The sequence below is a fragment of the Dyadobacter sp. HNCC25DJ187 genome (assembly GCF_056895255.1).
The window spans coordinates 1,404,784-1,424,004 of record NZ_JBXHAT010000001.1 but is presented as its reverse complement, the minus strand read 5'-3'; the positions used below and the strand labels follow the sequence as shown (position 1 = coordinate 1,424,004).

The 19,221-nt window shown below is 42.2% G+C and carries 25 protein-coding genes and 1 tRNA gene; 22 read left to right on the top strand and 4 right to left on the bottom strand.

The window, feature by feature from the left end; genetic code table 11:
- The first annotated feature begins 91 nt into the window (after positions 1–91).
- From AC1XUE_RS05855 to AC1XUE_RS05840, 4 genes are all read left to right on the top strand, one after another.
- Positions 92–1,963: a heparinase II/III domain-containing protein gene (locus AC1XUE_RS05855; RefSeq protein ID WP_483355001.1), complete on the top strand. Its 1,872-nt coding sequence runs from the start codon at positions 92–94 to the stop codon at positions 1,961–1,963.
- A 99-nt stretch (positions 1,964–2,062) separates the two neighbouring features.
- The gene (locus tag AC1XUE_RS05850; protein WP_483355000.1) at positions 2,063–4,258 is read left to right on the top strand and encodes a polysaccharide lyase family 8 super-sandwich domain-containing protein; all 2,196 of its coding nucleotides are present in this window, start codon (positions 2,063–2,065) and stop codon (positions 4,256–4,258) included.
- 133 nt (positions 4,259–4,391) lie between these two features.
- The gene (locus AC1XUE_RS05845; protein WP_483354999.1) at positions 4,392–4,994 is read left to right on the top strand and encodes a TetR/AcrR family transcriptional regulator; all 603 of its coding nucleotides are present in this window, start codon (positions 4,392–4,394) and stop codon (positions 4,992–4,994) included.
- A 244-nt stretch (positions 4,995–5,238) separates the two neighbouring features.
- Entirely contained in the window at positions 5,239–6,465 is a 1,227-nt protein-coding gene (locus AC1XUE_RS05840) for a tyrosine-type recombinase/integrase (protein WP_483354998.1), read from the top strand.
- A gap of 219 nt (positions 6,466–6,684) precedes the next feature.
- Here AC1XUE_RS05840 and AC1XUE_RS05835 read toward each other — a convergent pair whose 3' ends face one another.
- Both AC1XUE_RS05835 and AC1XUE_RS05830 read right to left on the bottom strand, forming a co-directional pair.
- The gene (locus tag AC1XUE_RS05835; RefSeq protein WP_483354997.1) at positions 6,685–7,170 is read right to left on the bottom strand and encodes a hypothetical protein; all 486 of its coding nucleotides are present in this window, start codon (positions 7,168–7,170) and stop codon (positions 6,685–6,687) included.
- Positions 7,167–7,958 (bottom strand): helix-turn-helix domain-containing protein, encoded by a 792-nt coding sequence (locus AC1XUE_RS05830; RefSeq protein WP_483354996.1) that lies wholly within the window; start codon positions 7,956–7,958, stop codon positions 7,167–7,169. Before AC1XUE_RS05830 ends, AC1XUE_RS05835 begins: the two co-directional genes overlap by 4 nt.
- 485 nt (positions 7,959–8,443) lie before the next feature.
- Between AC1XUE_RS05830 and AC1XUE_RS05825 the strand changes: the two genes are divergently transcribed.
- The 18 genes from AC1XUE_RS05825 (at position 8,444) to AC1XUE_RS05740 (ending at position 17,215) form a co-directional block, all read left to right on the top strand.
- A tRNA-Ile gene (locus AC1XUE_RS05825) sits at positions 8,444–8,514 on the top strand.
- Positions 8,515–8,616: 102 nt separating this feature from the next.
- Positions 8,617–8,853: a hypothetical protein gene (locus tag AC1XUE_RS05820; RefSeq protein WP_483354995.1), complete on the top strand. Its 237-nt coding sequence runs from the start codon at positions 8,617–8,619 to the stop codon at positions 8,851–8,853.
- Between the two features lie 14 nt (positions 8,854–8,867).
- Positions 8,868–9,077: a hypothetical protein gene (locus AC1XUE_RS05815; protein WP_483354994.1), complete on the top strand. Its 210-nt coding sequence runs from the start codon at positions 8,868–8,870 to the stop codon at positions 9,075–9,077.
- The gene (locus AC1XUE_RS05810) at positions 9,074–9,241 is read left to right on the top strand and encodes a hypothetical protein (RefSeq protein ID WP_483354993.1); all 168 of its coding nucleotides are present in this window, start codon (positions 9,074–9,076) and stop codon (positions 9,239–9,241) included. The genes AC1XUE_RS05815 and AC1XUE_RS05810 overlap by 4 nt, the downstream gene beginning before the upstream one ends.
- Before the next feature lie 5 nt (positions 9,242–9,246).
- Positions 9,247–9,594 (top strand): hypothetical protein, encoded by a 348-nt coding sequence (locus tag AC1XUE_RS05805; RefSeq protein ID WP_483354992.1) that lies wholly within the window; start codon positions 9,247–9,249, stop codon positions 9,592–9,594.
- A 43-nt stretch (positions 9,595–9,637) separates the two neighbouring features.
- Positions 9,638–10,402 (top strand): hypothetical protein, encoded by a 765-nt coding sequence (locus AC1XUE_RS05800; protein ID WP_483354991.1) that lies wholly within the window; start codon positions 9,638–9,640, stop codon positions 10,400–10,402.
- Between the two features lie 37 nt (positions 10,403–10,439).
- Positions 10,440–10,661 (top strand): hypothetical protein, encoded by a 222-nt coding sequence (locus tag AC1XUE_RS05795; protein WP_483354990.1) that lies wholly within the window; start codon positions 10,440–10,442, stop codon positions 10,659–10,661.
- A gap of 14 nt (positions 10,662–10,675) precedes the next feature.
- Positions 10,676–10,819 carry a hypothetical protein gene (locus tag AC1XUE_RS05790; protein WP_483354989.1) on the top strand — a complete coding sequence of 48 codons (144 nt, stop codon included), beginning with the start codon at positions 10,676–10,678 and terminating at the stop codon, positions 10,817–10,819.
- 350 nt (positions 10,820–11,169) lie between these two features.
- On the top strand, positions 11,170–12,081 hold the full coding sequence (locus AC1XUE_RS05785) for a DUF4373 domain-containing protein (RefSeq protein ID WP_483354988.1): 912 nt from the start codon (positions 11,170–11,172) through the stop codon (positions 12,079–12,081).
- A gap of 1 nt (position 12,082) precedes the next feature.
- A complete protein-coding gene (locus tag AC1XUE_RS05780) occupies positions 12,083–12,862 on the top strand; it encodes a hypothetical protein (protein ID WP_483354987.1) in 780 nt (259 codons plus the stop codon).
- A complete protein-coding gene (locus AC1XUE_RS05775; protein ID WP_483354986.1) occupies positions 12,856–13,332 on the top strand; it encodes a hypothetical protein in 477 nt (158 codons plus the stop codon). The genes AC1XUE_RS05780 and AC1XUE_RS05775 overlap by 7 nt, the downstream gene beginning before the upstream one ends.
- Before the next feature lie 2 nt (positions 13,333–13,334).
- Positions 13,335–13,676 (top strand): hypothetical protein, encoded by a 342-nt coding sequence (locus AC1XUE_RS05770; RefSeq protein WP_483354985.1) that lies wholly within the window; start codon positions 13,335–13,337, stop codon positions 13,674–13,676.
- Between the two features lie 221 nt (positions 13,677–13,897).
- Complete coding sequence (locus AC1XUE_RS05765; protein WP_483354984.1) at positions 13,898–14,413, top strand: DUF4494 domain-containing protein; 516 nt, start codon at positions 13,898–13,900, stop codon at positions 14,411–14,413.
- 8 nt (positions 14,414–14,421) lie between these two features.
- On the top strand, positions 14,422–14,991 hold the full coding sequence (locus AC1XUE_RS05760; protein ID WP_483354983.1) for a hypothetical protein: 570 nt from the start codon (positions 14,422–14,424) through the stop codon (positions 14,989–14,991).
- A gap of 23 nt (positions 14,992–15,014) precedes the next feature.
- On the top strand, positions 15,015–15,776 hold the full coding sequence (locus tag AC1XUE_RS05755) for a DNA cytosine methyltransferase (protein WP_483354982.1): 762 nt from the start codon (positions 15,015–15,017) through the stop codon (positions 15,774–15,776).
- Complete coding sequence (locus AC1XUE_RS05750; protein ID WP_483354981.1) at positions 15,773–15,997, top strand: hypothetical protein; 225 nt, start codon at positions 15,773–15,775, stop codon at positions 15,995–15,997. The genes AC1XUE_RS05755 and AC1XUE_RS05750 overlap by 4 nt, the downstream gene beginning before the upstream one ends.
- On the top strand, positions 15,994–16,728 hold the full coding sequence (locus AC1XUE_RS05745) for a hypothetical protein (protein WP_483354980.1): 735 nt from the start codon (positions 15,994–15,996) through the stop codon (positions 16,726–16,728). Before AC1XUE_RS05750 ends, AC1XUE_RS05745 begins: the two co-directional genes overlap by 4 nt.
- Positions 16,688–17,215, top strand: coding sequence for a hypothetical protein (locus AC1XUE_RS05740; RefSeq protein WP_483354979.1), 528 nt, complete (start codon positions 16,688–16,690; stop codon positions 17,213–17,215). The genes AC1XUE_RS05745 and AC1XUE_RS05740 overlap by 41 nt, the downstream gene beginning before the upstream one ends.
- Before the next feature lie 856 nt (positions 17,216–18,071).
- Here the strand turns inward: AC1XUE_RS05740 and AC1XUE_RS05735 are convergent.
- Entirely contained in the window at positions 18,072–18,518 is a 447-nt protein-coding gene (locus tag AC1XUE_RS05735; protein WP_483354978.1) for a hypothetical protein, read from the bottom strand.
- Positions 18,519–18,750: 232 nt separating this feature from the next.
- Entirely contained in the window at positions 18,751–19,209 is a 459-nt protein-coding gene (locus tag AC1XUE_RS05730) for a hypothetical protein (protein ID WP_483354977.1), read from the bottom strand.
- Between the last annotated feature and the right edge of the window lie 12 nt (positions 19,210–19,221).

Sequence of the window (19,221 nt, the reverse complement as noted above, 5' to 3'; positions counted from 1 at the left end):
AAGGTAAAGAGGTAGTTACATGGTTACTTTCGATATCAGTTCCTCCTTCGTTAATTGGATACTATTCCTTAAACTGCTCATAAATAATCTGATGAAAAAACTCATAAACCTAACCCTTGCTCTGACGTTATTGTCAGTCTTTTGCATGGCTCAGCAATCCGTCACTGAACTGGTCCATTCCATGTCTGCACAGCATCCAAGATTATTGTTGCTGAAAGGCGAGGAGACGCTGATTAACCAGCAGGTGAAAAAGCATGCAGAATGGAACAACGTACATCAGGCTATATTGGCAGAGTGTGACAAGCTGGTCAACGAAAAAACATTGGAAAGAATACAGACCGGCAAGCGCCTTCTGAGCGTATCACGTGAATGCCTCCGGCGCGTGTTTCAACTATCTTATGCATACCGGACCACAGGCGATCAGAAATACCTGAAACGAGCGGAAAGTGAAATGCTGGCCGTCTCCGGTTTCACGGACTGGAATCCGTCGCATTTTCTGGATGTGGCTGAAATGACGCTTGGCGTGGCTATCGGTTATGATTGGCTTTACGACAAGTTGCCAGAAGAATCGCGGTTGAAAATTCGCCAGGCCATCAGGGAAAAAGGTATTGATCCATCTTATGATAAAAAATACAATTGGTTTCTGTCATCGGATAATAATTGGAATCAGGTATGTAATGCGGGAATAGTGTTCGGGGTTTTGGCTATTGCCGAGCACGAACCCGACCTTGCCGAAAAAACAATCACCCGTGCATTGGAATCACTTCCAAAAGCGGTAAAGCCAGCCTACCATCCCGATGGAGCCTATCCTGAGGGGTTTGGTTACTGGGAATATGGGACAAGCTTTAACGTGTTATTGGTGAGTGTGTTGGAAAAGGCGCTGGGAAGCGATTTCGGGCTTTCCCAATCTTCCGGTTTCCTGAAAACAGCAGACTTTTTTCAAAACATGGTGGGGCCTACAGGTTTGGCTCATAACTGGGGAGACAGCGGCTTAAAGAACGGCCTCAGTCCGGCGATGTTCTGGTTTGCCGGCAAGAACGATGCCCCGACATTATTATGGTCTCAACGGAATATGATGTCATCCAAAAATGTAAGGTTTGTTGGTAACAGATTACTGCCCGCCATGCTGATTTGGGGAGCGAAAGCTGATCTGGAAAAAGTAAAGGCACCGGTTCATAAAGTTTGGATTGGGCAGGGGCCTTCGCCCGTCGCACTTATGCGCACTTCCTGGACGGATCCCAATGCCATTTTTGTGGGCGTAAAAGCCGGGTCACCTTCAGTCAGTCATGCGCACATGGATATAGGCTCCTTTGTGATTGACGCGCAAGGGGAGCGTTGGGCATCAGACTTCGGTATGCAGGATTACAATTCACTTGAAACCAAAGGAGTGGATTTGTGGAACAAGGCTCAGAACTCTCAACGTTGGGAAGTGTTCCGTCTCAATAACTTTGCGCACAACACGCTGACCTTTGATGGACAACTACAGAATGTGAAGGGTTATGCCAAAATTGACGCCAGATCTCAGGACGAAGCTCAGCCGGCTGTAACAATGGATATTTCTCAAATCTATAAGGATCAGGTGGCTGAAGCCAAAAGAGGAATTGCGATTCAGGATCAGAAGTATGTGGTTGTAAGGGATGAGATCAAAACACTGGATAAACCGGTTAAAATGCGTTGGAATTTACTAACAGCCGCACAGGTAAAAATCATAGATGGTAAAACGGTGGAACTGACTAAAAATGGCAAAAAAATGCTTTTGAAGTTTGAAACGAAGGCTAAGATTGAAATTAAAATCTGGCCGACAACGCCAACACACGACTACGATGCCGCCAATCCGGACACACAATTTGTGGGTTTTGAAGTTGAAATACCAGCGTCTTCTTCGGAGAGCTTTAATGCTTATTTCACTACAGACGGAAAAGTAAAGCCTGCCAGAGCGCTTACCGCCTGGAATGTGAAATAGGTTAACGAGTATATTACCCTGGCAATTTACGGTAGTGCTGCGATAACGTCAGCTTTTGCTAACTTGACCTTTCGAAATTAATATTGAAATACATCATTTATGAGAATTATAGTATTGCTGCTGATCTTGTCTGGCACGGTTTCACTGGCGCAGAAGTTACGGAGACCGGGCGATAACCACGCAATACCTGTTTCGTCGGGTATGGGTGAACAGGATGCGGATCTGGAGATCATACGGCAACGGGTTATTGCTGATCTGCTTGCTTCGCCAGTTGATGAAAATAGGATCAGTGAGTTAAGCAGCACACAAAAAGCTGATGGGACATGGGCAACTATTAACTACAAAAATGTATCGAAAACAGGTTTTCAGCATCGTGAACATCTGGCGAATATTCTGTCTTTGTCCAGGGCATTCAGGAAAAGCGGCTCGCCATTTTTTAATGATGTAAAGGTGAGAAGTACCGCTTCGAAAGCATTGGATTTTTGGATTGACAATGATTTTATCAGTGAAAATTGGTGGTGGAATGAAATGGGGACGCCGGAGTTGATGATCAATATTTTGTTGGTACTGGATACTGATCTCACTCCCCGGCAGCGTATGGAAGGCGGTCGTATTGCAGGACGTGCCAATATGGAAGCGTCAGGAGCGCGGCCAGGCGGAGATTTGATCCAGATTGCCGGAATGCGTGGAAAACAGGCACTTTTTCAACGTAATCCGGAGGTTTTGAGCAGAGTTATTGCTGTGATGGCTAGTGAAATCAAGACATCGTCAGGAAGAGGGTTAAAACCGGATCTGAGTTTTCACCACCGTACTGATAATGTGATTTCAACCTTGGGATATGGCTTGGGATATGCTGATTCCTTTGCCTACTGGGCTGCAAAAATAGCCGGCACAAAGTACACGTTGCCCGAACCCGCTATGCACCTGCTGATCGATTATTACCTGGATGGAATTTGCCAGTCGATGGTATATGGGAAGTATCCGGATCCGGGCGCCGAGAACCGTGGAATTACAAGAAAGGAAGCATTGGAGATCGCAGGGAATGATTTGCCGGAAAACTTGCTGGCAGCCGGTTCCTATAGAAAAGCTGAACTGGAGAATATCATCAAAATCAGAAGGGGCGAGGTGAAACCGGCACTTACCCGGGATTATTATTTCTGGCATTCTCATTATTATACCCACCAGCGGCCGGACTATTACACCTCTGTGCGCATGCACAGCAACAGAGCAAGCAACATGGAACAGCCACATAATGAAGAAGGGCTGAAGAGCCATCATTATGGAGATGGTAGCAATTTTATATCTGTAACAGGCGAAGAATACAGGCAGATTTTTCCGGTGTGGGATTGGCAGAAAATTCCGGGAACTACCGTGTTGCAAAAGCCGGACGTTGCACATTGGAATGACCTGGCACGACAGGGGAGGAAGGATTTTACGGGAGGAGTGACAGATGAAAAATACGGCACTGCAGCTTTTGATTTTGAAAGTGTTCATGATCCTTTGAAAGCTAAAAAGACTTGGTTTTTCTTTGACAGCGAATTTGTCTGTCTGGGAGCGGGAATACAGTCAGATGCGGACCTCAACGTTGCAACTACATTGAATCAAAGTCTTCTGAATGGAACAGTAACAGTCAAAGCGGACAACAGACGGCAGCTGGAGCCAGATTTGCATGATTTAAAAAATGTAAACTGGGTTCATCATGCCAGTATCGGCTATGTGTTTCCGGGTAAGGCGAATGTGAAATTGAAAAATCAATCACAAACCGGCACCTGGCGATCCATCAATCATCAATCCTGGGCGACCGATGAGCCGGTAACCAAAGAAGTATTTACTCTATGGCTGGATCACGGCAGAAAACCGCAAAGCGGCTCTTATCAGTATATTGTAGTGCCTGGTGTAAGTGAAGCAGCTATGAACACTTATCGGTCTGATTTGGTGAAAATTATCTCAAATACGGAGCAGATGCAGGCTGTGGAGCATACCGGTTTGGGTTTAAGCCAGATTGTTTTTTATCAGCCCGGTGTCGTTAAACTGGGAGATAACTTAAATATTAAAGCGGATCAGCCTTGCCTGGTGATGGTAACGCGCAAGAATAGCAAAGTTCAGAAAGTGACGGTTTCAGATCCTACGGGAAAATTGAAGAAAATCAGACTTGAATTGAATACCAGACTAAACGGAGCAGGAGGGGATTGGCAGAATGAGTGGGATGAAAACAGAAAAGTAAGTGTGCTGCAATTCAGTTTGCCTGAAGAAGGAATGGCTGGAAAGAGCGTTTCAGCTTTATTAACTGAGTAACATCGCGGAGAACATTGAGGAACAATTTTTGTTAATACAGTAGCTATCATATGTTTCCATGCGTTAATACGCTATTTTTGCGCATGGATGCAATACATTCATATTTGTTGAGCCTATCGTTCCCAAACTTTCTGTGAAAACAAAAGACGAAATATTAAAAGAAAAAATTCTTGATGGCGCTGATAAACTGTTTCAGAAATATGGTTTAGATAAAACCACGATGGAAGAAATAGCCAGGGAGGCTGGTAAGGGTAAAAGTACGTTATACTATTATTTTAAAAGTAAGGAGGAGATTTTTGACGCCATCATTCAGCGCGAGAAGAATGAGTTCTTTAACTACGTTCAGGAGGAAGTTTCCAAAGCACCGACGGCCGTGGAAAAACTGAAGGTTTTTGTTACGATCCGTTTTAAAAGACTAAAAGAAATAACAAACCTCTATAACATCATGATTACAGAGGTGAAAGCGGCACTCAATCTGGATACGATCTGTAAACCGAACTATCGTCAGCAATATGACCAGAAGGAAGCCAATATCGTAAAAAGTATTTTGCAATACGGAATTGTATCAGGTGAATTTCGCGTGTTCACAGAGAGTGAGCTGGATATGATGGTGTTTGTCTTCATGAGCGCTCAAAACGGGCTGGAAATGGATCTGATTATTTATGACAAACTTGATGAAATGCTCACCCGACTCAACTTTTTTCACGAAATAATGCTGGGTGGAATCAAAAAGTAAGGACTACAGATACGTATTTAAATCATAGAAGCCCGGTTGATTTTAGTAGGATCAACCGGGCTTTGTTTTAATTAAGATTAATTTTTCAAAATTTTAGTTTCGCTACTTTGTGCTCAACTAGCTCCTTAACTGTCACAATACTAAGGTTTAGTAAATTTACTCTGTGATGATATTGTCAGACATTTATTATACTTTTGAATAGACTTTGTCCCCTCAATCGTCCCCTGAAATCATCAACATCAATATGGCAAGCGTTAACTTTTATCTTAAAGATCCTAAATCTACAAAAGATACCCCAATAAACATGCATTTTGCTTATGGTGGAAAGCGGCCACTAAAGTATGCTTCAGGAGATAAAATACACCCTAAGGATTGGAGCGCAGATAAGCAGCGTATCAGAGAGAAGCGCACAGTAGATAACTGCGAAGAGCGCAATGCTTATCTATCCAAGATGGAAGCAGCGATAAACACAATCTACAAAAAACTATTACTCGAAGAGGTTGAAATAACTGAAGAGCTTCTACGTGAAAGGTTAGACCTGGACCTCAACAGAAGTAAAAAAACAAAACACAGTACGTTACTTGCTTATGGTGAAGCTCTGGCCAAATCAAAAAAAGATCGTGGCGACTCTGATGGATACCTGGTAGCGATGGTTGTGAAGAACCTGAAGAAGTATTGCACAACAAAAAAGGTGAAGGTAGACTTTGAAGATATGACACTTGCTTTTCGGGATAAGTTCAATGCGTTCCTCTACGAGTTGGATTACAAACAAAACTCCGTCCGAACCAACTTCTCAGCCCTCAGGATTATCTTAAACTATGCCACAGATGAGAAGATCAACACCAACGTGGAGTACAAGAGCAAGAAATTCACAGCCAAATCTGAGAAGGTTAAAAAGTTCGCACTGAAGGATACAGAACTAAAAGCAATACTCGATCTGGATCTATCAGAGCAGCCGACGCTTTACGATGAGGTGCGAGATATATTCCTTATCGGGGTATATGTTGGTATGCGAGTTTCTGACTATGCAAAGCTGAGTAAAGAAAGCATTGTAGACAATAAGATATATCGGAAAACACAAAAAACCGGGAAACATGTTGTTGTGCCTATCCATCCGGTAGTACGAAAGATATTGAATAAGCGCGGTGGAGAATTCCCGCCAGCTCATAGCAAGGTAGTTATTAATAAGATTATAAAGGATGTCTGTCAGCTTGCCGAAATAAACAGCAAAGTAATCATCAGTTACACCCAAGGCGGTAAGAGGGTGGACCAGGTAAAAGAAAAGTGGGAAACAATCACAACGCACACAGCACGGCGGTCAGGCGCTACCGGCATGCTCAAAGCTGGAATTGATAGGGAGAAAGTAAAAATGATTACCGGTCATCAGTCAGATGAAGCATTCTCCCTTTACATAGATATTGATCAGGAAGAGAATGCAACTGAACTGGCTAATCATCCTTACTTTCAATAAAAGAGGGCAGATCGTTCAAATCTGCCCTCTTTAGGTATTAACACTTACATTCGCTTCGATCAACGTAAGTTTTGTTGCCTTTGCTATTGATGTAGTAACAGCCTCCTTTGGGACCAAGCTTTAATGGTTCGCCATTATGATAGCCGCAACTATCAAGGTCACCGGAGCATGAAGAAATACAGGCAGCAGCCAGGAGGAGAATAAATAGTCTTTTCATGGTTATTTGGTGTAAATCACTACAGAATTGGGAATTCCCGAAGCCATATTATTAAGCACAACGAATGCGTCACTATCTATTGCATTTGATCCTCTCCAAGTAACGCGCTTAAGTCTGTTTTGCACTGAGATAATACCGTAATCTATATAATCTTGTTGGATTGGTCTACTAGACCAGGTACCCATAAAAAGAGCAGAACTACTATCTCGGCTAATCGATTTTATTTTAATTACAGGCTTAACATACAACCCTGGGCCAAATTGCTTACTATCCGCTTGAATTTGCATTGCTTCCCGAGATCCGCTAATCAACCAATTTACACCTATGGTTTTAGCAATGTAAGTATATAAACTATCAGCACTGACATTAGCGTGAACGTAAATTTTATTTGTTTCAAGCGGAATACCCTTAGGGTACTGCAAATACCTCGATGACGAGCAGTTGAATAGTAATAGAGCAAGAGTGATAATTGTAAAATATCTTTTCATTGATAACGCTCGGTAATTGCTTTAATGTAAAATATCTCGTTCACATCGTCCAGGTGAACCTCAAAGTCAGGATAAGACTCTTTGTCTGGATTGAGCGAGTGACAAACCAATATTCCATCTTCAACTTTATGCTCTATGATTTCCTTTATCAATATTCCATCCTTGGTTACTAGCACATAGTTCTTGTACTTGTGCAGATGCAGCCGATTAACCCAATAGTCGCGGTTTAATTTACGGGCCGTAACAATGTCGCCATCTCCAATACAACCTTTAAGTCCATTATCCATCGAATCTCCCTTTACTTCAAAGGCTCGATAAATACCAGGGCTGAGTTCTTTTACTATTACATGATGCCTTGGTAAATCCTCAACATAAACCTCATCAGCCCAGCCGGATACATAGCCTGCGTAAGCATACTGACTGATTAAAGGACATTCTATTATAAATCTATCGCCGATACTCCGGAATTCTGTAGAGTCAATTTTCCTGACTAACTCTAAAACGGCGTCTTCTTCTGCTAAAAACTGCGCATTTGATCGATTGTCCGGTGATGGATTAAGCATATTACCCTCTCCGGTTTCCCACCAAACTTCATTCACATTGAATTCATTAAGTATTCGGTATTCAATGTTCTTACCTAATGTGCGACTACCAACTTCTATCGCGCTGTAATTAGATTGGTTTATTCCAATTTTTTCTGCAAATCTACTTTGATTTAACTTCGAGTGCTTCCGTAATTCCTTTAATCTTAAAATTTTATCTTTCGAAACCTCCTGTAAATCAGACATTTAAAAATATTTTAAAATAATTCTTAGATTATATATCAAATGACTTTGATTAATTATATCATTTGATATATATTTGTAATGCGATCACAGCAAAGATATACAAAACACTTTGTAACCGCCTACGCAACTGATTAAACGGTTGTACGGATGATTAAACGGTTAAACGTGATTGCAAACTGATAGAGGAGGGTTTACGTGTATCGGTAGCTGGTTTTACTGGCTACCGATCTAAAAAAGTATCTCTATTAACTCAGATAGCAGATTATTTTGTGGAGGGTAAGGTGTATCAGCGGCAGACCTTGTTTGTCGCTGATCTTGAAAGCTCTCTCACAAGTCAAGACATAATCCCCTGCAACACGTGGATTCCGGAGGAATAATCAGGTAAAGATCCGGCTGAGAGGGCACCAGTTATTAGCGCGAGCCGAAATGCGCAGTCAGTCCGAAGTGTAGGTAAGGCTGGCAGACCCTTTAAAGTCTGCCCAAATGGCCAGATAGTGAAGTGGAAAACACACGAGGCTTAATGCGTCGGGTTCAGGTTCGAGTCCTGATCTGGTCACAAGGACAGTGCGACAATGGCGTGGGTGAGTCCTTCATAAAATTGTATACGTCATTGACAGCCGGGAAAGACCGGCAATTTCTAAAACCTTGAATCTGCCACATGAGACGCATTTTTTCGCAACCAGAAATAAAGCTTGAAATCGGAGGAGTTTACGAAGCGAGAAAGCCTGAAGCATGGGAGATGCTCAATAAGCCAGCGGTACGGACAATAGTTAAAAAACTTCCGGACTTCCATGTGTACGACTGGGAAGATGATCAAGGAGAGACTTACCTGCATAGCGGAAGGTTTCTGATTAACATGAAAACCAGGTTCGACCTCGTAAAGAAAATCAATTAATTACAACACTTAATATGGAAACATCGACACTTACCAGACAAGAATGGGCACAAAAAAGACACAACGATCTTTTTGACGAGTTTTCAGCGCTTATTGACTCTGGTGTAAAATCTCGTAAGGCAGTTGATGCCCTGAAAGACAAGTACCAGATCCAAAACTATCAGAGCGCCTACCGCATAATTGCTAAGATTCGAAATGAGCGAGAAAACCAGCACGCATCATGAAAACCCTTCTGCTGTTCCTTCTGATAGGGATTGTTGGAACCTACATTGATCCTATTATTGATTGGATCAACTGGCCTCTGGTAATCGTGGTTGCTCTCTCATTAGCAATTCTTTCTCCTGCGATAGTGCAGAGATTAAAAGAAATCAACAATCTGAACAAGTAAATAAAATGTCAGCTCTCGAAGATATAGCATATTTCCAGCGTAAGACGGCTGAAGAAATGCACGAAGTAAAACAGGCTTTATTCCGAATGGAAACACCTCCGCCAGCGCCTGAGCCTTTCCCTGAACTGTACATCAACTCAAAGGAAGTTCAAAGGATACTTGGCTTATCAGCTAATACTATTACCTCCTTTGCGAAGGAGGGATTGATCACAAAAAGAAAAAATGAAAAGTGTCCAATCAACTGCTATTCCGCTGCAGAGATACTCTGGCTTGAAAAGCAGAATTTCACTTACCTCAGCCCACGTGAATTAAGACTACTGATCGAAAGAAGAAAAAAAGAGCTGGGATTTTAGTAAACGTATACAATCAACAGTTATCATAAATCAACAATTAATCATGGCAAGGTACGAACAAACAAAAGTATCCAACCCGACAGCTAAGTATCTGGATTGGGATCAAAACGAGCAGTCATACACCTATTGGGATTCGAGTCTAGAAATTCCTGCGCGTGTTCCGGTTGATCTTCCCTTTAAGTTTCTGGTAATCCGCCAGAGCGTAATGGTTATGGGCTTCACGGATAACAAAGACCGCATCTACAGCAATGAGCTACTCGATGAAAAAATAGGTTTTGAAGAGCTGTATGTACGGACAAAGGATGGTATAATCGCTCAGGGTCTATGGAGGAACATTAAGCCACTCGCCCAAGAAAATGGAGCAAATTTATGCAAGATAATCCATGCTGTTTGTGGCAATGAAATTGTCTGTATACGAGTAAAAGGAAAAGGCTGGTCCTCATGGATTGAGACTGTAGGCTCAAAAAGGAACATTGAGCGCATACCTGACGAACTTATTACTGTTACCGGATTTGAGGAAAGCGAATATGACGGAGAAAAGTACAACTACCCAACATTCGGCTTTGCAGGATCTTTGAATGTAACGCAAAACAACAAAGTAAACGAGCTGGATAAGAAGCTGGATAGATATTACTTTCATCTTGCTGAGGAGAAATCCCGTAGAGCTGCTCAATATCAACAGACTCAACCCGAGCAGCATCAAAAACCAACACCTGCGCCACAGCAGCCAGCACGTAACCTAATGCCAACACCTGCACCAGCAGAACTTTTCGCTCCTGCGGGAGAAGACGACGACCTGCCGTTTTAGCGTGTCAAATTTCACTTCATCATAATTAATAATACCCATGCAGCGCGGACTCAACAAGATTTTTACTGTTGTCTACCAGCCTAAGAAAACAGCTCCTTTCGCAGAGAAAAGAAGGTTTGCAGTAGGTGCTTATTCTCTCAAAAAATATATAGGAGAAAAGAACGCAATTACCGCTATAGGTCGCGCTCTTAGGTCGGATCAGGATAAATACACAGTGAGACTCCGCGCTCATGGCCTAGTTGAATTTTACTTTAAATAACTCATAATTATCTCATGGAAACATTTCTCTCAGCGATTAGCATTGTTTGTGCTGCTTGCCTGACTATTGCCGGAATCTGGACTATAAGAGAGTTAAGAAATCCGGCAATGATGGATCGAAACGGCAACTGGATCAAAAAAGATGGCAAAGGTTTGTAAGCATCCAGGATGCAACAACCCAGTTTTCTCTAAGCTCTATTGTGCATATCATCAATACATCGTTAAGAAGCCGGTAAAGATCAGACCGGTAAGTAAAAAGACCTCGGCTCAATTGAAAATCTACAGTGGGCTGCGATTAGAATACCTAAAAGAAAAAAGTAACTGTGAGGCTCAGCTGAAAGGATGCACTAAAGTTGGTACGGAGATACATCATAAGGCGGGAAGAGGAAAATATCTAAATGATACTTCAACCTGGATGTCAATCTGTAGATGGTGCCACGATCAGATACATACTCAAATGAGTATCACAGAAGCAATCAAAAAAGGATTTAGGATAAAACGGAACTGAAATGGCACGTCCAAGCAAAGTAGGACTCGACTATTTTCCTTTTGACGTAGACTTTTTTGAAGATGAGAGGATAGAGGCGATTAATGGTGAATTCGGTATTAAAGGAGAATTAGCTGCCGTGAAGCTGCTATGTGCGGTATACAATAATGGATACTTCGCTGTGTGGAACAACCTGCTAAAAATGAAACTCCTGAAGAGACTGCCCGGAGTGAGTATGGATCTGCTTGATCAAATTGTAAACCGCTTGGTTATATGGGGATTCTTTGAAAAATCCCTCTTCGACTCGGATGGTGTTCTAACAAGCACAGAAATACAAGCCCGGTACTTTGCAGCCATAAAACGACGCACCTCTACAGATGATTTAGTTTATGTTATCAATAACGGAGTTAATGTATACAGAAACCCTAGTTCAGGTGTAGTTAATGTATGCAAAAACCCTCAAAGAAAAGAAAAGGAAAATAAAGTAAAGGAAATTAAAGAAGAGGATTCAAAAGAGTCGCCGTCCATCGAAGATCTTGTTTTGGAATTTCAGGAAAAAGAAAGACTGCGTCTTTCAGAAGAGTTAAAACCTGATCCCCCCGAGTTGCGGCCGCCCCCCTTTAGCGCTGATGAGTACGAATCTGAATTGAAAAATAACCGGCTCCTGGTAGAGACAATGTGCATAACCAGAAAATTTACAGAGCCTGAGGTTATGCTTGCTCTGCGGGACTTCTTCGCAGAAAAGAAGGTGGAAGGACACAAATGGAAGGATTTACAGGATGCAGTCAGGCACTTTATGAACTGGTCGGCATTCTGGATGGATAAGCGAAACAAAGAGGCAGTTTCAAACGGAGGTAAAGGTAAGATTCAGCAGGGAGTAGAAACGGCCGCATCGGCCGCAGACAGAATACGTCAACGCAGAGCAAATCAGTAAAATGGAAATTGTATCAACCAGAAAAGATAACGAATTGGTGGCATGGGATGTGCCGCTGATCCCGATACAGCTGACAAAATCAGAGCGCGAAATTGTAGCACTTGCATCTGTATCAGAAGAGAACCCAAAAATTAAAGATTCTGACCTCCTTACGCTGGCGGAGAAAATCAGCAACATTACACGGATCAGACTCAATCTACGCCCAAGATCAAACGCAGACGAAGAGGTTTTTCTTCAGACGCTCGAAGCCGACATAAACAAGTTTCCTCAGCTGACAGTTGCAGAGATTGAGAAAGCGCTAACAATGGGACTTGACGGAGAATTCGACCCGGACGACAAGGATATTTTTTTTAGCAGCTCCAAGTTTGTCAGGTGGATACGGGCCTACATCGAGCAAACGAAAAAGCCGGTAATGTCGAAACACGCACAGTTTGTCCACCAGCTGAAAGAGCCGGTTATGGTCCTGTCTGATGAAGAGAAAGTAAAGTCAGCCTGCGATGTGGCAAACATGTACGCCAGAGCCAGGCGTAAGGATACTGAAAGTAGAGCCGTTGGAGCCGCTGTCCTGTGGCAGAATTTGGAAGCTCTTGGAATTCACTCAATGCCTCTGCCTGATAAGATGGCTCTGAAAGAAGAGTTTGAAAAAATCTACCCTCAGGCTACACCTGCTGAAATCGTAGTGCTCTGCCAGAATGCAGCCTACAACAAGTTTATAGCAGACCTGGTCGAATGGGATAGGATGCTGAGTGATGAAGGAGAAATAATTGAAATTGAATGCTGAAAACAATCGTAGGAATAGATCCTGACCTGACAAAGTCCGGTCTCGCAATCCTGACAGGTGACAGCTGGGTATTTCATGCAGCTGTGCAGAATTGCGATATAGTAGAAATCATTCAGAAGAATAGCGATCCAGCAACGACTGTGATTATCCTGGAATGTGGATGGCTCAATGAAAAATCGAACTTCCGGTGGATCTCAAATAAGCGAGTATCCGATAAGATCTCCAAGAACGTCGGAGAGAATCAGGCTACAGGGAAATTCATTCTCTCGCTTCTGAAGAAAGCAGGATACCAGGTAATAGAACAGCCTCCGCTACAGAAGAAACCATTAAAGGTAGATGGAAAGTGGACAAAGCTCGGACGTGAATTTATTGTAAAAGCCTCAGGAATTACCTCACGGATTAATGATGAAGTCAGAGACGCGGTATACCTGGTTATCGCAAAGAAAGGAAAAATCAACATAAAATCTTAAAAATGGAAAGGTTCACTCAGTATCAAATGGGATTTGTCGCAAAGGCAAATCGTACCTGCGAAAGTCAGCCAGATAAGTACAAGACATTCCACATTATTTTGGACAATGACTTTGCAAATGTACCTGAAAACTACACCGCCGTTTTTCTTCGTGGTACACCTGTTCAGGTCGTTCCTGATGATTGCCTAAGGGAAATCAAATTGCTAAGCTCACAGGGATTTTTTAGAGAAAATAACGAACGGCGTTTTGTGTGCAAATACGATGCAAATTCAGACGAAGGTCGCAAACTGTACCGACAAATAATGGAATGTGTAGCGGCCTGGATGAATAAGCATTTGTCATGACCGGCTATTACAGGTCTATCTCTGACGGCAGCAGCATTTACCACGTGTATTATAAAGGATTGGAGCTAACTGCAAGGTGCATAAAATGCAAAACCAGAGAAGTTAATAACCCTTTTCCGATCGCAGCAGACAGAATTACAATGATGTTGCTGCGCAATTGTTGGCAGCAAATCACAGATCCGGAAGAAATCAATCAATTAAAAACTAATCAATAAACTAAAATGGCAAGTTGGTATTTATTAAAAAACAAGTATCAGAAAGAGGATGAAGCCGGTAGCTTGAAAACTATCGAAGAGTTCTACCTGATCGATGCGATATCCTTCACTGAAGCTGAGGCGCGCGGCTATAAGTTGATCGTAACCGGATGTACAGACTTCTCAGTTACCAGCATCAACCGTATGCGGCTGGCAGATGTGTTTTTCTACGAGGATGGCGAAGAATGGTTTAAAATCAAAGTGATCTACTTCTCTGTAGATGAGAAATCCGGCAAAGAAAAAAAGGTTGTGAACCGTATGCTCCTCAACGCTACAGGCATCGATCAGGCTTTGGAGCGTATCAGAGAAAGTATGCGCAATTTCCTCATCCCTTACGAAGTAACAGACATTAGCCTTACTCCAATACTGGACGTATACCCGTATTCGGCGGAAGAGGAAGAGGTTGAGGTTCCTTCCAACATGCGGCCACTATCTGAGGTACTGGCAGAACGCGCAAAGGATATTAACGCACCATTTGCATAAATCAGACTATGAGCAAGGTTTTAACATTCAGCCGACGATACCCTAAATATCATCGTAAAGCAGGTTTTCCCACTTATTTCGCTGAGAAGATCTGGAATAGTCTTCACTTCATCCAGCAAAAATTTACGACCAATTATTACAGCATAGCTGACTTAAATAAAGACAAGCCTGAGCACGTAAATCAGTTTTGGGGCGAAGTACTGGATGGATACGGAGAACTAATACCGAAATATCATACAATACGTGCCGGTAAAAGATGGAAAGAAGGGGATAAATTCAGCCCTCGTGTATGGTCGGGAGATCCTTACAAATCAAAAATGATAACTATAGCTCCTGACATCACTATTCTCAAAGTATGGGACATAGAAATCAAAGTGTTCCCTGCTAATGAGCACATCTGTAAAGATTTTGCAATTGCTGTGATTAATGGGAAAATCATATCCGGTAAGCAATATGTAGAGTTGGCAAAGAATGATGGCCTGACGCACGTGGACTTTGTTGACTGGTTTCAACCCAAAGGGAAGCCCACTCCATTTAGCGGACAAGTTATCTGTTGGTCCCCAAGCCCTAATTATTGATTAACCTTAACAGATTAGAACCAATGAACCACGGAAGCCTATTTTCTGGGATTGGCGGATTTGATTTAGCTGCCGAACAAGTTGGATACACTAATATTTTCCATGTGGAGGTGGATAATGAGAATCGTGAACACCTTGAATTAAGTTTCCCTAATTCAAATAGCTATGCAGATATTAGAGAATTTAACGGCACCCCGTACGCAGGAGCAATTGACATTATTTCAGGAGGGTTCCCATGTCAGGATATCTCAATCGCCAAAACCCACGCCGGCGGCGGCAAAGCAAAAGGGATCAAAGGAGCGAAGTCGGGTCTTTGGAAAGAATACGCCCGTGTGGTTAGGGAAATTGGACCAGGAATCATACTCTTTGAAAACAGCTCAATGCTCCTTAGTAGAGGACTCGAATACGTCCTATGCGACCTTTCCAAGCTCGGGTATGATGCTGAGTGGAGATGTTTTTATGCTTCCCAATTCGGATATCCACACTTCCGCCCGAGGGTTTATGGCTTGGCCTACTCCCGCGGCCACCGATGGCACTCGCTTATTAAAAAGGGTGGAGTCCTACAGAAAGTACCTACGGAACGGGCACCAAGACAAAACCGTGTACCAATGCCACCTAAACGGTATGACGGCGACTCAGACTTTAGCGGTGTATTGTTGGATGATGGGTTTTATTCCGAATTGGATCAAAAAAAAATCTTTGGATACGGGAATGCAGTAGTTGTCGATATTCCATTTACTATTTTTCAAACGCTGAATACAGCAATTAACAATCAACAAACTTGACAGAACAAGAATTAATAAACATTGGCTTCATACGCCGCGATTGGGCTTTTGAAGATGAAATATTTCACGACTACATACTTGAAGGTAATTCAGCTTTTAAGATTGAGGTGTGTGATGATTTCTCAGCAAGCCTTATCGTAGGATGTGAAAGCAAATCCCTTCCCAGATCTACAGGGATTAAGGAAATACAGAATCTGGCTAATATTCTATGTATTGTATGAAAACAGTAGACATTCAAAAGCTAATATGCAAAGCAGAGGTTCTGAAGTTTAACCACGCCTGCGAAAACGTCGCACATCTTTTAGCCTGGGAGTGCGACGTACTTTCTCTCAATAAATCAGGCTACTTATCAGAGTTCGAAGTAAAAATTTCTCGGTCTGACTTTCTGGCCGAAAAGAAGAAGGCCCGAAAATGGGAATTGATTGCGGAACGTAGCGAATGGACCTGCCCTAATTATTTCTGGTATGTATGCCCCGTAGGACTTATCAAGCGAGATGAGATCCCGGATTACGCAGGACTTATTTACACCGGCGAAGAGAAAGTTCAGATCGTGGTGTCAGCTCCATTACTTCATAAAGCGAAGAGAGATAAGTCTAAGGTATTGGAAAAGTTCTGCCGGGTATCTGCTGAGCGGACCTATCTGGGAGGTTGCAGGCTAACATACGATAACAGGCAGCGCAAAGAAAAGTTTGATCAGGTCAGCAATGTAAACGAATGGGAACTTGCAATACAGTATAAAGCTGCTCTGGCTCAGGAAAACTACGAACGCTGCAAGGTAATCAAAGATGAGATTGATCTACGGATTGAGAATGATACCATCAACCACGCACTCATGAACGGTTTCAGGTATTACGATGCAACGAAGGATGCTTTTACAGGGCCTCCAAGCTTTGAGCCCTACAATGGATTGTTTGACAACTATAAATACCCAGATGAACGAAGCGAAGATTAAAGAGGTAATAAATATCCTTTACGCAACCATGCCGCTTACACGATTTGAAACAGTTAAGCAGGCGGCAACATTGATCCATAAATTATATCAACAACAAACTATGAAAACAGGACTTGAATTTATTTCAGAAGAAAGAGGCCGTCAGGTTGCAATCAAAGGAATGACTGCTGAGGCAGATGATTTGTATGTACATAGTGAGCTATCAATGGCCGCTGCTGCATATGCATTGCCAGATAGAGTACAGCACCCAAATGGTTTGTGGGTTTCTGACCGTGACGAACTTTGGCCTTTTCATCCTGATGGACTTCATTCAACGCCAGAAAATAGGATTAAAGAGCTATCGAAAGCAGGGGCATTGATTGCAGCTGAAATTGATCGCCTCATCAGGAAGAGTGCAAGGGAAGTATCAGACCTGCCAGACGCTCCCAGCATATCAGAAAGAGACGGTAAAATACATGTAGACTTTGGAACCTTTGGAATGCCATGAAAAAACTTACAAGAAAAACCTACTGTGCAGCATGCGATATGCACGTTAATAATATACGCAGCAGATTGAACGTGCCTCATACCTGTGGTAAGACAGATTCATCCAGGATAGCGCAGGGGTTGAAAGATATAGGGAAGAAAAATACTTTCCCGAAGCAACAAAAAAGCTGAGAAAGGCTGAAATGATTTCAGCTCTTTAGTAGGAATTAAGAAATTTTTGAATACCGTAGGAGTTGAAGTAATTCGCAGAAGTAACAGGGGATATCCTGAGTTTTCTGCGGATTTTTATTTGGTGAAATAAAGGCCTTAAGTTATATAAGGCTATAATCAAATAAAATTTTTATGTTTTTTTATCTATAAAAAAAGTTTACAAATTATTTTATTTAACTAATTGATTTTCAGATTATTGTTATTTTACTAACAAAGAAAAGTTAACAATATATTAGGATTAATAGTAGTTTTGTGAAGCAGAAAAGGGAGCTGTGCTCGTAACACTTCTCCCTTCGTGAAAATTCTGCATTAACAAAACATAATAAACATGAACAGTTTTTTAGAAGCCATTGGCTTCATTCAGAATTTATCCGCCCAGCAGTGGGTATCAATTACAGGTCTACTTGCTTTAGTTTGGGACGTTGGCAAGTATCTGTTTGACATTGGAGATACACCTCCATCAAAGGCAGCTTCGACCGAAATAACAATCAAATTCAAGTTTTGCTTGACGATTGGCAAACGGTAGTGCAAAGCTACAGACAATGTTTCCTTAATTCAAGCAATTTGTTGAATTTATATACACTATTATGATATACCATAATAGTGTATATAACAAAAAGAGCGACTCAGCTGGGTCGCTCTTTTTGTTATAAATCCGGCTCTTCGTATCGTGTAACCAAAGTATAGTGCTTTGTTTCTACTCCCAAAGAATTATAGATAGCTCTTGCTTCATCATCTGTAAACCTTTGTCCTGGATCTGCTGGTACTGGCCGTTTACTTTGATCAATAGCTTGTACGTCAAACTTTATTCCTGTAAATGGATGTGTGTACTCTACAGCTGACCATCGCTTTACTTTCTTTGACGGTTCGGGGTAGAATGTATTGTAGAGCATTTGAGCAGCATGAAACTGATCCTTATACTCGCAGGTAATTCCGTGCTCAGCCAGTACAGAAGCTGACGCCCGATCAAATATTGATCTGTATTGCCAGACGATGTTGGGTATTTGCACTCCTTTTTCGATTTTCATACGGTGCCTAACCATTTCCATTCTGGAATGAATCAGGTGTGCAGCTGCGGAATATTGAGTTTTCATACGCATACATTGTGGATATAATCCCAAAGTTAGGAATATATCCAAATAAATAAAAAAGAGTAACCCAATCGGATTACTCTTTCAGCACTACAACTAAACCGAATGTTTTACTATGTGACCAATGTCCTATTATAAAGTCTAACCTGTAAATCTTCTCTTTCTGACGTAGGAAAGATGAGGTGTGTTAGTAGTCAAAACGTGGGTATCGAATATACGGTACCCATGTTTTTGTTTACTCCTCCGGCAAAACTGGCTTGATCTCTGGCATGCCTGACGCTGCAAAGAATCCGCGCAAAGTCGCAACGGTTGACGCGGTGACCGTTTTTCGGACGTAGTGCGTAATATTGTTATATATCCCGATAGGCACATTCCAGTTGCCGTCCCATGCTGTTCTGCCGTCTTCTTTTACGAGCTTGTAATAAACCGTCTGGAATTCCTTTTTTGTGATTATTTGACCTTCGTAGTAGGCCGTTTCAACCTTCGTTACTGAGTCCGTTACAACCGAATCAGGGGCAATCTGAACGTATCCGGCATTGACATAGTCGTAACGATAATTCAAGCCCTTTACGTCAAGATATTTCACATCAGGAACCTGCATTGTGTATTTCTCCAAAGGTACACGGGTGAAGTCCTGTGCCATTGAAGTGATGGCAATAAGAACGAAAGAAAGAATGATTGCGAAAGTTTTCATGCGTGTTGTGTG

Bases quoted from the DNA above. Each gene is read 5' to 3' on its own strand.
- AC1XUE_RS05745 (WP_483354980.1), top strand. From the start codon at position 15,994: ATGAAAACAGTAGACATTCAAAAGCTAATATGCAAAGCAGAGGTTCTG.
- AC1XUE_RS05855 (WP_483355001.1), top strand. From the start codon at position 92: ATGAAAAAACTCATAAACCTAACCCTTGCTCTGACGTTATTGTCAGTC.
- AC1XUE_RS05790 (WP_483354989.1), top strand. From the start codon at position 10,676: ATGGAAACATTTCTCTCAGCGATTAGCATTGTTTGTGCTGCTTGCCTG.
- AC1XUE_RS05765 (WP_483354984.1), top strand. From the start codon at position 13,898: ATGGCAAGTTGGTATTTATTAAAAAACAAGTATCAGAAAGAGGATGAA.
- AC1XUE_RS05760 (WP_483354983.1), top strand. From the start codon at position 14,422: ATGAGCAAGGTTTTAACATTCAGCCGACGATACCCTAAATATCATCGT.
- AC1XUE_RS05815 (WP_483354994.1), top strand. From the start codon at position 8,868: ATGGAAACATCGACACTTACCAGACAAGAATGGGCACAAAAAAGACAC.
- AC1XUE_RS05735 (WP_483354978.1), bottom strand. From the start codon at position 18,518: ATGAAAACTCAATATTCCGCAGCTGCACACCTGATTCATTCCAGAATG.
- AC1XUE_RS05755 (WP_483354982.1), top strand. From the start codon at position 15,015: ATGAACCACGGAAGCCTATTTTCTGGGATTGGCGGATTTGATTTAGCT.
- AC1XUE_RS05810 (WP_483354993.1), top strand. From the start codon at position 9,074: ATGAAAACCCTTCTGCTGTTCCTTCTGATAGGGATTGTTGGAACCTAC.
- AC1XUE_RS05800 (WP_483354991.1), top strand. From the start codon at position 9,638: ATGGCAAGGTACGAACAAACAAAAGTATCCAACCCGACAGCTAAGTAT.
- AC1XUE_RS05840 (WP_483354998.1), top strand. From the start codon at position 5,239: ATGGCAAGCGTTAACTTTTATCTTAAAGATCCTAAATCTACAAAAGAT.
- AC1XUE_RS05835 (WP_483354997.1), bottom strand. From the start codon at position 7,170: ATGAAAAGATATTTTACAATTATCACTCTTGCTCTATTACTATTCAAC.
- AC1XUE_RS05820 (WP_483354995.1), top strand. From the start codon at position 8,617: ATGAGACGCATTTTTTCGCAACCAGAAATAAAGCTTGAAATCGGAGGA.
- AC1XUE_RS05780 (WP_483354987.1), top strand. From the start codon at position 12,083: ATGGAAATTGTATCAACCAGAAAAGATAACGAATTGGTGGCATGGGAT.
- AC1XUE_RS05785 (WP_483354988.1), top strand. From the start codon at position 11,170: ATGGCACGTCCAAGCAAAGTAGGACTCGACTATTTTCCTTTTGACGTA.
- AC1XUE_RS05775 (WP_483354986.1), top strand. From the start codon at position 12,856: ATGCTGAAAACAATCGTAGGAATAGATCCTGACCTGACAAAGTCCGGT.
- AC1XUE_RS05805 (WP_483354992.1), top strand. From the start codon at position 9,247: ATGTCAGCTCTCGAAGATATAGCATATTTCCAGCGTAAGACGGCTGAA.
- AC1XUE_RS05830 (WP_483354996.1), bottom strand. From the start codon at position 7,958: ATGTCTGATTTACAGGAGGTTTCGAAAGATAAAATTTTAAGATTAAAG.
- AC1XUE_RS05770 (WP_483354985.1), top strand. From the start codon at position 13,335: ATGGAAAGGTTCACTCAGTATCAAATGGGATTTGTCGCAAAGGCAAAT.
- AC1XUE_RS05795 (WP_483354990.1), top strand. From the start codon at position 10,440: ATGCAGCGCGGACTCAACAAGATTTTTACTGTTGTCTACCAGCCTAAG.
- AC1XUE_RS05730 (WP_483354977.1), bottom strand. From the start codon at position 19,209: ATGAAAACTTTCGCAATCATTCTTTCTTTCGTTCTTATTGCCATCACT.
- AC1XUE_RS05850 (WP_483355000.1), top strand. From the start codon at position 2,063: ATGAGAATTATAGTATTGCTGCTGATCTTGTCTGGCACGGTTTCACTG.